Source organism: Andreprevotia sp. IGB-42, from assembly GCF_009848685.1.
Taxonomy (GTDB): Bacteria; Pseudomonadota; Gammaproteobacteria; order Burkholderiales; family Chitinibacteraceae; genus Andreprevotia.
Window position 1 is genome coordinate 50850 of sequence record NZ_WXTX01000001.1, and the last position, 12129, is coordinate 62978.

The window sequence follows — 12129 nt, forward strand, 5'->3', positions numbered from 1 at the left end:
GCATGCAGATCTACCGTACCGATCAGCACCCGTTGCCACTGCCGGCAGGCCACCGCTTTCCGGCCGGCAAATACCGGCAGCTATTCGATGCGGTACAGCCGTTTGCTGCAAACCTGATTGTCGATGCACCCGCCGCCAGCGATGCCGAGCTGCTTGCCGCGCATACGCCGGATTATCTGGCCAGGCTCGGCAACGGCACGCTCAGCAAGGCGGAAGAGCGCGCCATCGGCCTGCCGTGGTCCGCGCAGCTGGTCAGCCGCTCCCGGCACTCCACCGGTGCCACGCTGGCTGCTTGCCGCAGCGCACTGCTGGAAGGCTGCGGCATCAACCTCGCTGGCGGTACACACCATGCCTATGCCGATCACGGCAGCGGTTTTTGCGTGTTCAACGATAGTGCCGTCGCGCTCCGGGTATTGCAGCACGAAGCGGCCATCAGCCGTGCACTGGTGATCGATCTGGACGTGCATCAGGGCAATGGCACCGCCGCCATGCTGGCCGATGCACCTACACTATTCACTTTCTCCATGCACGGGCAGAACAATTTTCCGTTCCAGAAAGAGCGCAGCGATTGGGATATCGAACTGGCCGATGGCACCGGGGACGATGAATACCTGGCTGCGCTGGCAGGGGCATTGCCACAGTTGCTGAGCCTGTCCCAACCGGACCTGGTGATTTACCTGGCCGGTGCAGACAGCTATGCCGGCGACCGCCTGGGCAAGCTGGCGCTGAGCATGCAGGGCCTGGCCGAACGCGATGCGCTGGTGCTCGATACCTGCCAGCGCTTTGGGCTGCCGCTGGCGATTACCATGGGTGGCGGCTATGCCACGCCGATCGAAGATACCGTCGCCATCCAGGCCGGCACCGTCCGTCAGGCATGCACGCGTTACGCCGCTTGAACTTGCCCACGGTTGATCTTGCTAATTGCAGCGCCCCCCGCTAGACCGGAACAAGAACAATAAATATTCCGGGGGCATGATGATGAGGGCAATCCTGCTGGCCCTATGCTGCTGGACGGCTACCTTGCCTGTGTGGGCCGAAACCATCATCTATCCGCGCCACCAGGCGCAGCACGATCCACAACTGGCCTACACGCTGGCGGTGCTGCAGCTGGCGATCCAGAAATCCGGCAAGCCCTATACGCTGAAACAGGCCGGGCTGGTGATGGTGCAAAGCCGCGTGATCCAGGAAATCGCCAGCAATACCGGCAGCGTGGACATCGTGTGGACCGCCACCGATACCGACCGCGAAGCCCTGCTGTTGCCCGTGCGCATTCCCATCGATCGCGGGCTGATCGGCTGGCGCATTGCGCTGGTGCAGGCAAGCCGCGCGGATCTGCTCGGCAAGGTGCGCACGCGGCAAGACCTGCGGCAGTACAAGGCCGGCCAGATGCACGACTGGCCCGATACGCGCATCCTGCGCGATAGCGGCCTGCTGGTGGAAACCACCAGCAGCTACGAAACGCTGTTCCAGCAACTGGCCATCGGCAGGCTGGATTACTTTCCCCGCTCGGTGCTGGAAGTGGCTGCGGAGCTCGCCAGCCACCCGGACCTGCACCTGGTGATGGACCGCTATCTGGTGATCGAATACCCCAGCGCATTCTACTTTTTTGTCGGCCGTGCGCGGCCGCAGCTGGCTGCAGACCTCACACGCGGGCTGGAAACCGCGGTACGCGATGGCAGCCTGGAAAAGCTGTTCCAGCAGCACTTTGGCGCCATGCTGCAACAGCTGAACCTGGCGCAGCGACGGCATATCGTGCTGGAAAACGCCTGGCTGCCCGCATCGGTGCCGCTCAACCGGCCGGAACTCTGGTACCGGCCCACATCGGCAAGCAGCCCGCGACGCACACGCTAATGTGTTCCCGCCACAGATGCAGGTTTTGCTTGCGCTCCACGCTGAAAATCTCTAATTTCTGTATTAACAGAAATCAATGACGAGACTAGCATGGAGCTCACTCCGGTCAAACAGAAGTTCGTGCTGCATTGGGGCGAAATGGGAACGCGCTGGGGTGTAAACCGCACCGTGTCGCAAATCCATGCGCTGCTGTTCATCGCCGATAACCCGCTCAACGCCGAAGACATCGCCGAAACGCTGGTGGTGGCGCGCTCCAACGTCAGCAACAGCGTGAAAGAGCTGCACAACTGGGGCCTCGTCAAGGTGGTGCACGTGCTGGGAGACCGGCGCGATCACTTTGAAACCAGCAAGGACGTATGGCAGCTGTTCCGCACCATCGTGGATGAACGCAAGCGCCGCGAGTTCGACCCCACGCTGACCATCCTGCGCGATTGCGTGATGGAACAAGGCGAAGCCGCTGACGAAGCCGCACTGCAGCGCATGCAGGATGTGCTCGATTTCATGGAAACGCTGGCCGCGTGGATGAAGGAAATGGAACGCCTGCCACCAGAAACGCTGATGAAAATCCTCAAGATGGGCGCCAAGGTACAAAAACTGCTGGGCCGTGCCGACAGTTGAATCGGCCTAGGCCAACCGAAAGATGGCCAGCGTGCAGCCCGCAGATGCGGGCTTTTAAAGAACAACATATTTCTGTCTGTACAGAAATAAAATACAAGGAGCCAGCCATGCTGACGATCTACTTCGATGCCACCTGCCCGCTGTGCCGGCGGGAAATCGCGCTGCTGAAAAAGCTGGATCACCGGCAACGCCTTGCCTGCATCGATATCAATGCGGCCGCTTTCAATGTGGCGCCGCTGGGCACCACTGTCGCCCGGCTCAAGGCCACCTTGCATGTGCAGCCGGCCAATGGCGCGATGATCATCGGCGCGGATGCAGTCCGCACCATTTACCGCACCATCGGCCTGGGCTGGCTGGTGTTCATCAGCGAACTGCCCGGCCTGCGCCAGCTGTTCAACGCCGGCTACGCCCGCTTTGCCAATCGCCGCAGTGACTGTACCGCCGGCGTCTGCAACCTCCGGAGGGAATGACATGCTTACCGCCTACTTCGATGGCAGTTGCCCTTGCTGCACACACAGCATGCTGGCATTGCAGCGCCGGGCGCCCACTGGCATCCGCCTGGTGGATGCAGCGGCGGCAGACTTCGATCCGGCCAGCATCGGCCGTACCCGCTTGGCGCTGATGACCGAGCTGTGCGTACAACGCATGGATGGCACGCACTTGAACGGCGTGGATGCCGTGCACGCGCTGTTCGGCGCCGCCGGGCTGGCGTGGCTGGCTTGGCCATTGCGCATCCGGCCGCTGCGGCGCATGTGGATGGCCGCGTATGCCGCGCTGGTGCGCAACCGCTATGCCATCAGCAGCGCACTCAAGCTCGATTGCTCCGGCGGCACCTGTACCGTGCGCTATCTGGGCAAGGCATCGTGGCGCGACGAATCGTGATGCATATCCTGCTACTGGGTGCCGATGGCTTTCTGGGCCGTCACCTGAAAACGGCGTTGCGGGCTGCCGGCCACACGGTGACTGACGGCGTGCGCCACCCGCAACACACCGGCCAGATCGCCGTGGATTTTACGCAAGACCACGATCCGGCAATCTGGCTGCCCAGGCTGGCCGGTATCGATGGGGTGATCAACTGCGTGGGCCTGTTCCGTGAAAGTGCCGGTAGCAGCTTCGATGCGATACAGGTACAGGCGCCCCGCGCGCTCTATGCCGCATGCCGGCAAGCCGGTGTGCAGCGGGTGCTGCTGATTTCCGCACTGGGCGCTGCCATGGATGCCCCTACCCGCTACTGGCGCAGCAAGGCCGCTGGCGAGCAGGTGCTGATGCAGGCCGGTGTGCCATGGAACGTGCTTCGCCCATCGCTGGTATATGGCGACGACGGCGCGAGCAGCCAGCTGTTTGCCAGGCTGGCCACCTTGCCGGTATTGGCGCTGCCTGCCTGTATGGGCAAGGTACAGCCCGTTCATGTCGATGATCTGGTCGCCGGCTGCGTGGCCCTGCTGGCAGACAACACCAGCACCGGCCAAGCCATGGATGCCACCGGCCCGCAAGCACTGCCCTTTGCGGTGTATCTGCGAGCGCTGGCAGGGCGTAGCGCGCTACCGGTGCTGCGCATGCCACAGTGGCTATGCCGGGCAACCGCGCTGCTGGCGGAAAAACTGCCGGGTGGGTTGCTCACCCGCGACAGTCTTGCCATGCTGGCAGCCGGCAATACCGGCGATGGCAGCCGCTTTGCCGCGCTGGTAAACCGTCCGCTACGTGATCCAGCCCGCTTTGCGGGTGCAACGATGCAACTGCGGGCGCAACGGGCAGTCGCGCGTGGCTGGCTACGCACCGGGCTGGCTTTCGTGTGGTTTGCCACCGCAGTGGTATCGCTCTGGGTATATCCGGTAGCAGATAGTCACCAGTTGCTGGCCGCCTGCCATGTGCCGCCGGCATGGTTCGAGCCCATGCGGATCGGCGCGTCGCTATTGGATGCCACATTTGGCGTGCTCACCTTGCTGCGGCCCGGCCGCCGGTTATGGCAGTTGCAACTGGTATTGATTGCTGGCTACAGCGTGCTGGTCGGCCTGTTTCTGCTTGAATTCCTGGCCCATCCGTTCGGGCCGCTCACCAAGAATGCCGGCCTGATGGCCGCATTGTTTGCGCTGCTTGCCACCGAGGAGAAATGACATGGAATACCTGATCATCAAGACACTGCACATCCTCTCGGCCACGCTGATGTTCGGTACCGGTTTCGGCACCGCCTTCTACATGTTCTTTACCAACCGCAGCAAAAATGTACAGGCGATTGCCGTGGTCACACGCTGGGTAGCCCGTGCGGACTGGTGGTTTACCACGCCGGCAGTGATCTTCCAGCCACTGTCGGGCATGTGGATGATGCAGCAGGACGGCTGGACGGCAGGCTGGAACTGGGTGGGGCTTACACTGATCCTCTACACCGTAGCCGGGATTTGCTGGCTGCCGGTGGTATGGCTGCAACTGCGCATGCGCGATATGGCGCAGCTGGCTGCCGCGCAAGGCCAGACCGGATTGCCGGCGCGCTATTGGCGCTTCGAGCGCTGGTGGACGGTGCTGGGCTTTCCGGCGTTTGGCGGTTTGCTGGTGGTGTACTGGCTGATGGTAGCCAAGCCCTTCTGATGCCGCAGAGATCGGGCGTGCACGCATTTCATCGCCGGCCATGCAGCCCGCACGCCACACATTCGTTACAATGGCGTTTTGCCTGCGAGTTTTCCATGAGCGCTGTTCCTGCCGCCGCCCCCGTTACGCTGAAACCCTGCAAGAAATGCGGCGCACCCGGCGAACATGGCCGCTCTGGCTCCAGCCGTTTCTGGGTGCAATGTGCCAAGTTCGGCCGCAATGGCAACTGCAGCCAGATCAGCCAGCAAGGCGCCAACAAGAAAGAAGCCGCCGCGCTGTGGAATGCAATGAACTGAGCTTGCGCCAATACTGAAAACAACAAAGCCGCTTCATCGAGCGGCTTTGTTGTTTGCGGCGGCTGGCATGCATGGCTAATGTGCCCCTGCCTGATCAGGCCACCGTCACCCGGGCAAACTTGCGCTTGCCCACCTGCACCACCAGCGTTTCACCCTTGGCGATGATCAGGCTCTTGTCCTCGACCTTTTCGCCGTTGACTTTTACGGCGCCGGCCTGGATATCGCGCATCGCCTGGCTGGTGCTGGGTACCAGCTGGATTTCCTTCAGCAAGGTGGCAATCGCCACGCCGTCGCCCTCGGCATTGAAGGTGAACTCCGGCATTTCGTCCGGAATCGCATTTTTCTGGAAGCGTGTTTCAAAGTCTGCCAGCGCAGCGTCGGCTGCGGCCTGCGAGTGGAAGCGTGCCACGATTTCCTGTGCCAGCGCCACCTTGATATCGCGCGGGTTGCGCCCGCCTTCGATATCGGCCTTGAACCGGGCAATCTCGGCCAACGGACGGAAGCTCAGCAGCTCGAAGTAACGCCACATCAGCGTGTCCGATACGCTCATTACCTTGCCGAAAATCTCGTTGGCCGGCTCATCGATACCGATGTAGTTGCCCAGCGACTTGGACATCTTGTTCACGCCATCGAGGCCCTCCAGCAACGGCATCATCAGCACCACCTGCGGGGCTTGGCCATTCTGCTGCTGCAGCATGCGGCCCATCAGCAGGTTGAACTTCTGATCGGTGCCGCCCAGTTCCATATCGCAACCCATGGCCACCGAATCGTAGCCCTGCAGCAGCGGGTACATGAATTCGTGCACGGCAATCGGCTGCTGGCTGGCAAAGCGCTTGGAGAAATCATCGCGCTCCAGCATGCGCGCCACGGTGATCGACGATGCCAGCTTGAGCATGCCGGCCGCGCCCAGATCGGTCAGCCAGGCGCTGTTGAACAGCACCCGGGTTTTTTCCCGGTCCAGAATCTTGAACACCTGGCGCTCGTAGGTTTGCGCATTACGCTTCACGTCTTCTTCGGTCAGCGGCGGGCGCGTGGCATTCTTGCCGGTCGGGTCGCCGATGCGGCCGGTGAAGTCGCCGATCAGGAACTGCGCGGTATGGCCCAGGTCCTGCAGCTGGCGCATCTTGTTGATCAGCACCGTGTGGCCCAGATGCAAATCCGGCGCAGTCGGGTCGAAACCGGCCTTGATCTTCAGCGGCACGCCACTGATGCGGCTTTTTTCCAGCTTCTTGATCAGTTCGTTTTCCGGGATCAGCTCTTCCACGCCACGCTTGATGATGGCAAGGGCGGCTTCGGTTTCCGGGTGCAGTGCTTCTTGTTCGGCCATGGTCTTTCGTCTGTGCGGGGTCTGATTGCGCGGCGCAACGCAGCGCGGGAAGCGGCGATTTTACCGGAAACACCGCACTGCTGCCCGCCCGGGATTGACGACAGGGGCAGATCGCAGACTAAACTGCATGCCATGAGCACGCCACGCTACTTTATCGGTCTGATGACCGGCACCAGCCTTGACGGTGTAGACGCCACCATCGTCGATTTTGCCAACACCAAGCCGCGCCTCGTTGCCGCGCACGGGCACCCGTTGCCCGATGAGCTGCGCGATGCGCTGCTGCGCCTGCAAGCGCCCAGCGATAACGAACTGCATTTGGCGCAGCTGGTAGCCAACAAGCTGGCCGATGTCTACGCCGATGCCGTGGTTGCATTGCTGGCCAAGGCCGGCCTGCAGGCACGCGATATCGTCGCCATCGGCAACCACGGCCAGACCGTGCGCCACCGGCCCGATCTGGGCTTCACGTTGCAGCTGGGCAACCACGCCCGGCTGGCCGAGCTGACCGGCATCACCGTGGTCAGCGATTTCCGCAGCCGCGACATTGCCGCTGGCGGCCAGGGCGCACCACTGGTACCGGCGTTTCACCAGGCCATTTTCGGCGATACCACCCGCCACCGCGTCATCGTCAATATCGGCGGCATCGCCAACCTCACCGACCTGCCGCAAAGCGGCGCCGTCACCGGCTTCGATACCGGCCCGGGCAACGTGCTGATCGACATGTGGATACAGCGCCACCTGGGCGAGCGCTTCGATGCTGGCGGTGCCTGGGGCGCCAGCGGCACGGTTATTCCCGATCTGCTGGCATGGCTGCTGGCCGAGCCCTATTTCGGCCAGCCCGCGCCCAAGAGCACCGGGCGCGACCTGTTCGATATCGGCTGGCTGGAAGCACAGCTGACCGGCCGCAACGATAGCCCGGCCGATATCCAGGCCACGCTGACCGCACTGACTGCAGACAGCATCGTATCCGCAATCAAGCAAGCCGGCAGCACGGTGGCCGATGTCTACCTGTGTGGCGGCGGCGCTCACAACCCGCTGATGATGGCACGCATTGCCGCCGGCCTGCCCGGCATCCGCGTGGCCACCACCGAGCAACTGGGCGTGGATCCGGACTGGGTGGAGGCTTACGCATTTGCCTGGCTGGCGGAGCGCTGCCTGGCACGCAAGCCAGCCAACCTGCCTGCCGTCACCGGCGCCAGTGGCTTGCGCGTACTGGGCGCCATCTGGCCCGCCTGAACGGCCCAGTCAGCCTGCTGCTGACGATCAGGCAGCCAGAGCGGGGTTGATCAGCTATACCGGAAGCTGAAGCCACTCTGGAGCCGATCATGTCGCTCGCCTCAATCCGCCGTCGGCCCATCGTCGAACAGATCGTGCTGATGGCCGTGTTTGTATGCGTGCTGGTGTTTGCCGCACTGATCGCCATGACCAGTATCAGCGTGAACCGTGCCGCGCTGAGTGATGCGGAAAAAAATCTCAACGATCAGTTGCAGCTGGTGAAAGGCAGCCTGAAGCTTGCGTATGAAGGCGCGCTGCTGCGCTCCGAAGGCACGCTCGATCTGTTCCAGAAGCAGTTGCCCGGTGATTTCAACGTCGGCAGCGAAACCCAGCAAACCGGCAATGCCGCCGATGCCTACGTGGTGAAGGCCGGCGATCTGCTGATCAACGGCAACAGCGAACTGCTGACCCGGCTCAAAACCCAGACCGGCGCGGAAGCTGCGGTGATCGTCCGCTCGGCTGGCGGCAAGTTCGTGCGCGTGGCTACCTTGCTGAAGGACAAGGATGGCAAATCCATGCTGGGTTCCGCCATCAAGGACGACGACCCCATCTTGCAAACCATCGTGGGCGGCAACGATTACCTGGGGCTGGTGGTGCGCAATGACCGCTACTACCTCACCCGCGCCCGGCCCATCAAGGACGGCAGTGGCAAGGTGGCTGGCTGGTACCAGGCCCGCATCGACCTCTCCCGCGAGCTGGGCACGCTGCAGAAAGTGATCGAAACCATCAAGGTGGGCAAAACCGGTTACGTGTACGTGCTGGCGCCGGACAAGGAGAAAGTGGCGCGCTTCATCGTGCACCCGCAACTGGCTGGCAAGTTTGCCGCCGATGCACTGCAGGGTGATGCACTGGCCACCATCAAGCACCTGGTGGACAGCAAGGAAGGCATCTACCGCTACGAATGGCCGAACAAGGCCAAGGGCGATGCGCTGCAGACCAAGATCGTGGCGTTTTCATCGGTGCCCGATTGGGAATGGGTGGTTGCCTCAGGCAGCTATCTGGATGAATTCACCGAAGACAGCGTGGCACTGCGCAACAAGCTGATCATCGCCAGCGTGATCTTTGGCGCGCTGATCCTGGTGTTGCTCTACCTGGCGCTCAAATCACGCCTCAAGCCGCTTACGCAAATCGTGCATGCGGTAGACCGCTTCGGCGCCGGGGATCTGTCCGCCCGCATCGATATCAGCAGCAGCGAAACCAGCCGCAACGAGATCGAGCAGCTCACACTGCATTTCAACCATGCCGCGCATACGTTGCAGGCGCTGATCGGCGAAATCCGCAGCACCGCCAATGCCGTCGACCATACCGCCAGCGGGCTGGGTGGCGCGGTGGAACAGGTGGCCAATTCCAGCAGGAAGCAAAGCGAATCGGCCGCCAGCATGGCGGCCACGGTGGAGCAGATCACCGTCAGCATCGGCCATATTGCGGAGAACGCCGGCGAGGCAGTACAAACCGGCCAATCCGCGCTGCATGCCAGTGAAGATGGCAAGCGGCTGATGGAAAAAACCGTGGATGAAATGCAGCATATCGCCAGCGCCGCCGCTGATGCATCAGAGCGTATTTCCCGGCTGGGCGAGCGCTCCAGCGAGATATCCAGCATCGTTGGCGTGATCAAGGAAATTGCCGACCAGACCAATCTGCTGGCGCTCAATGCCGCCATCGAGGCAGCACGCGCTGGCGAGCAGGGCCGCGGCTTTGCGGTGGTGGCAGACGAAGTGCGCAAGCTGGCCGAGCGTACCGGCGCATCCACACTGCAGATCAGCAAGCTGGTTGGCGGCATCGTCGGCGATACCCGGCAGGTGGCGGACGAAATCATCGGCGTATCGAGCCGCATGCGCGAAGGCGTGCGCTCGGTGGAGGAAACCGGTGGCGCGCTGGACCGTATCCACGAACAGACCGACCGGGTTTCCGCCGTGCTGAAAGACATAGCCCAAGCCACGCGCGAACAGTCTGCCGCCAGCCTGCAACTGGCTCACGGCGTGGAAGCGGTGGCGCAAAGCGCGCAAGACAACTCCGGCATTGCACAAAGCAACAGCAGTGCCGCACGCGATTTGCGCGAGCAAGCACGCACGCTGCACAGCAAGCTGGATCAATTCACGATCTGAACGGCATCACCTGGTGATACGCAGCAATCTGCCCGCGCGGCGCGCGTTGCCGGTGGCATGTTTCGGTTAAACTGCCACGAACCTTAAATCCAAGTGGCGATCATGCAGCACTCCCAGTTTGACCTGTTCAAAACCCGGCGCTTCCTGCCGCTGTTCATTACGCAGTTCTTTGGCGCGTTCAATGACAACCTGCTGAAAAACGCCGTGGTGGTACTGATCAACTTCCATGGCATGCAGCTGCTCGGGCTGGCGCCGGAACTGATGATCCAGCTGGCGGCCGGGCTGTTCATCCTGCCTTTCTTCCTGTTCTCCGCCACCAGCGGCCAGTTGTGCGAAAAGTATGACAAGGCGCGCGTGGCGCGGCTGGTAAAGGTGCTGGAAATCGCCATCATGCTGATTGCCGCAGTCGGCTTCTGGCTGAACAGCGGCATCATCCTGATGTCGACCATTTTCCTGATGGGTATCCATTCCACGCTGTTCGGCCCGCTCAAATTCAGCGTACTGCCGCAATACCTGCAGCCGCGCGAGCTGGTGGGTGGCAACGGCCTGATCGAGATGGGTACCTTCGTTTCCATCATCATCGGCCAGGTGGCCGGCACGCTGCTGATCAATGCCGATCAAAGCCGCCTTGCCATCATTTCCGCGCTGCTGCTGTGTGCGGTGATCGGTTATCTTGCCTCGCGGCAGATGCCCCCTGCCCCCAGCGCCATCCCCGAACTGAAGGTGGACTGGAACTTTGCCCGCCAGACCTGGGGCATGATCGCGCACGCCAAGCGCAGCCGCCCGGTATGGCTGTCCTTGCTGGGTATCTCGTGGTTCTGGTTTCTGGGTGCGGTCTACCTGTCCAAACTACCTACCTACGCGTCCGACGTGCTGCATGGCGATGAAACCGTCTACACGCTGCTGATGACGCTGTTCTCGTTCGGCGTGGGCCTGGGCTCCATGCTGTGCGAGCGTTTGTCCGGCCAGAAAGTGGAGCTGGGCCTGGTCCCGTTCGGCTCGATCGGCCTGTGCCTGTTCGGCATCGACCTGTACTTTGCCACGCCGGCGTATTCCGCCGTGCAGCTCACCTGGAGCACCTTCCTGCACAGCCCCGCCAACTGGCGGCTGATGGCGGATTTCCTGCTGATCGGCACCTTCGGCGGCCTGTATATCGTGCCGCTGTATGCGCTGATGCAATCGCGCTCCGCGCCGGAATTCCGCTCGCGCGCCATTGCCGCCAACAACATCATGAATTCGCTGTTCATGGTGGTGTCCGCGATATTTGCCGCCGCACTCGCGCATTTCGGTGTGAGCATCCCGCACGTGCTGCTGATTGCCGCGCTGCTCAACCTGGTGGTGGCCGCCTACATCTATACGCTGCTGCCGGAATTCCTGATGCGCTTCCTGGTGTGGATCGCCACCCACACGCTGTACCGCATCAAGCCGGAAGGCCTGTCCAACATTCCGGAGGAAGGCGGTTGCGTGCTGATCTGCAACCACGTCAGCTTCATGGATGCGCTGATCCTGGCTGGTGCAGTACGCCGCCCGGTGCGCTTCGTGATGGATCACCGCATTTTCAAGATCCCCGTGCTCAGCTTCATCTTCCGCACCGCTGGCGCCATCCCGATTGCACCTGCCAAAGAAAACGCCGCGCTCAAGGCCAAGGCCTACGACCGCGTGGCCGAGTATCTGCAGGCTGGTGAGGTGGTATGCATCTTCCCGGAAGGCGGCATCACCCGCGACGGTGAAATCCAGCCTTTCCGCCCCGGCATCGAAGACATCATCCGCCGCACCCCCGTACCCGTGCTGCCGATGGCGCTGCAAGGCCTTTGGGGCAGTTTCTTCAGCCGCAAGGACGGCGCCGCAATGATGAAGCTGCCACGCGGTGTATGGTCCCGCATCGGCTTGCGCACCGGGCTGCCGGTGCCGGCAGCGGATGCCAACAAGGATGTGCTGGAAGCGCAAGTAAGGGCATTGCGGGGGGATTGGCGGTAAGCAGCTGACCGGCACGCGGCTCTGCCTACCAATTTAGGTTCAGCGCCAGCCGCGCGGGGTTTATGTGCCGGTGCCGCCGCGCGGAAACGGCACCAAAACC

Annotated in this window: 12 protein-coding genes; 11 read left to right on the forward strand and 1 reads right to left on the reverse strand. The window is 62.3% G+C overall.

Features of this window, described 5'->3' with window-relative positions; genetic code table 11:
- The first annotated feature begins 2 nt into the window (after positions 1-2).
- The 8 genes from IGB42_RS00280 (at position 3) to IGB42_RS00315 (ending at position 5348) form a co-directional block, all read left to right on the forward strand.
- On the forward strand, positions 3-896 hold the full coding sequence (locus tag IGB42_RS00280) for a histone deacetylase (protein WP_159664926.1): 894 nt from the start codon (positions 3-5) through the stop codon (positions 894-896).
- 124 nt (positions 897-1020) lie between these two features.
- On the forward strand, positions 1021-1851 hold the full coding sequence (locus IGB42_RS00285; protein WP_159664929.1) for a transporter substrate-binding domain-containing protein: 831 nt from the start codon (positions 1021-1023) through the stop codon (positions 1849-1851).
- A gap of 90 nt (positions 1852-1941) precedes the next feature.
- Positions 1942-2469, forward strand: coding sequence for a GbsR/MarR family transcriptional regulator (locus tag IGB42_RS00290; RefSeq protein WP_159664936.1), 528 nt, complete (start codon positions 1942-1944; stop codon positions 2467-2469).
- A 107-nt stretch (positions 2470-2576) separates the two neighbouring features.
- Entirely contained in the window at positions 2577-2939 is a 363-nt protein-coding gene (locus tag IGB42_RS00295) for a thiol-disulfide oxidoreductase DCC family protein (protein ID WP_159664940.1), read from the forward strand.
- 1 nt (position 2940) lies between these two features.
- Complete coding sequence (locus IGB42_RS00300; RefSeq protein WP_159664945.1) at positions 2941-3351, forward strand: DCC1-like thiol-disulfide oxidoreductase family protein; 411 nt, start codon at positions 2941-2943, stop codon at positions 3349-3351.
- Positions 3351-4583, forward strand: a complete 1233-nt coding sequence (locus tag IGB42_RS00305) for an NAD(P)H-binding protein (protein WP_159664950.1) — start codon at positions 3351-3353, stop codon at positions 4581-4583. Before IGB42_RS00300 ends, IGB42_RS00305 begins: the two co-directional genes overlap by 1 nt.
- A gap of 1 nt (position 4584) precedes the next feature.
- Positions 4585-5052 carry a DUF2269 domain-containing protein gene (locus IGB42_RS00310; protein WP_159664957.1) on the forward strand — a complete coding sequence of 156 codons (468 nt, stop codon included), beginning with the start codon at positions 4585-4587 and terminating at the stop codon, positions 5050-5052.
- A gap of 95 nt (positions 5053-5147) precedes the next feature.
- A complete protein-coding gene (locus IGB42_RS00315; RefSeq protein ID WP_159664962.1) occupies positions 5148-5348 on the forward strand; it encodes a Lar family restriction alleviation protein in 201 nt (66 codons plus the stop codon).
- Between the two features lie 94 nt (positions 5349-5442).
- On the opposite strand, the gene tyrS is transcribed toward IGB42_RS00315, so the two are convergent.
- A complete protein-coding gene (gene tyrS / locus IGB42_RS00320; protein WP_159664965.1) occupies positions 5443-6675 on the reverse strand; it encodes a tyrosine--tRNA ligase in 1233 nt (410 codons plus the stop codon).
- A 132-nt stretch (positions 6676-6807) separates the two neighbouring features.
- On the opposite strand from tyrS, the gene IGB42_RS00325 reads away from it, so the two are divergent.
- The 3 genes from IGB42_RS00325 to IGB42_RS00335 all read left to right on the forward strand — a co-directional run bounded on the left by IGB42_RS00325 (position 6808) and on the right by IGB42_RS00335 (position 12029).
- On the forward strand, positions 6808-7908 hold the full coding sequence (locus tag IGB42_RS00325; RefSeq protein ID WP_159664970.1) for an anhydro-N-acetylmuramic acid kinase: 1101 nt from the start codon (positions 6808-6810) through the stop codon (positions 7906-7908).
- Between the two features lie 89 nt (positions 7909-7997).
- Positions 7998-10052: a methyl-accepting chemotaxis protein gene (locus IGB42_RS00330; protein ID WP_159664975.1), complete on the forward strand. Its 2055-nt coding sequence runs from the start codon at positions 7998-8000 to the stop codon at positions 10050-10052.
- A 102-nt stretch (positions 10053-10154) separates the two neighbouring features.
- Entirely contained in the window at positions 10155-12029 is a 1875-nt protein-coding gene (locus IGB42_RS00335; RefSeq protein WP_159664980.1) for an MFS transporter, read from the forward strand.
- The last annotated feature ends 100 nt before the right edge of the window (positions 12030-12129 follow it).

What these genes read in the sequence shown, in the direction of transcription:
- IGB42_RS00290 (WP_159664936.1), top strand. Translation starts at nt 1,942, where the DNA reads ATGGAGCTCACTCCGGTCAAACAGAAGTTCGTGCTGCATTGGGGCGAA.
- IGB42_RS00280 (WP_159664926.1), top strand. Translation starts at nt 3, where the DNA reads ATGCAGATCTACCGTACCGATCAGCACCCGTTGCCACTGCCGGCAGGC.
- IGB42_RS00295 (WP_159664940.1), top strand. Translation starts at nt 2,577, where the DNA reads ATGCTGACGATCTACTTCGATGCCACCTGCCCGCTGTGCCGGCGGGAA.
- tyrS (WP_159664965.1), bottom strand. Translation starts at nt 6,675, where the DNA reads ATGGCCGAACAAGAAGCACTGCACCCGGAAACCGAAGCCGCCCTTGCC.
- IGB42_RS00315 (WP_159664962.1), top strand. Translation starts at nt 5,148, where the DNA reads ATGAGCGCTGTTCCTGCCGCCGCCCCCGTTACGCTGAAACCCTGCAAG.
- IGB42_RS00325 (WP_159664970.1), top strand. Translation starts at nt 6,808, where the DNA reads ATGAGCACGCCACGCTACTTTATCGGTCTGATGACCGGCACCAGCCTT.
- IGB42_RS00300 (WP_159664945.1), top strand. Translation starts at nt 2,941, where the DNA reads ATGCTTACCGCCTACTTCGATGGCAGTTGCCCTTGCTGCACACACAGC.
- IGB42_RS00330 (WP_159664975.1), top strand. Translation starts at nt 7,998, where the DNA reads ATGTCGCTCGCCTCAATCCGCCGTCGGCCCATCGTCGAACAGATCGTG.
- IGB42_RS00335 (WP_159664980.1), top strand. Translation starts at nt 10,155, where the DNA reads ATGCAGCACTCCCAGTTTGACCTGTTCAAAACCCGGCGCTTCCTGCCG.
- IGB42_RS00305 (WP_159664950.1), top strand. Translation starts at nt 3,351, where the DNA reads ATGCATATCCTGCTACTGGGTGCCGATGGCTTTCTGGGCCGTCACCTG.
- IGB42_RS00310 (WP_159664957.1), top strand. Translation starts at nt 4,585, where the DNA reads ATGGAATACCTGATCATCAAGACACTGCACATCCTCTCGGCCACGCTG.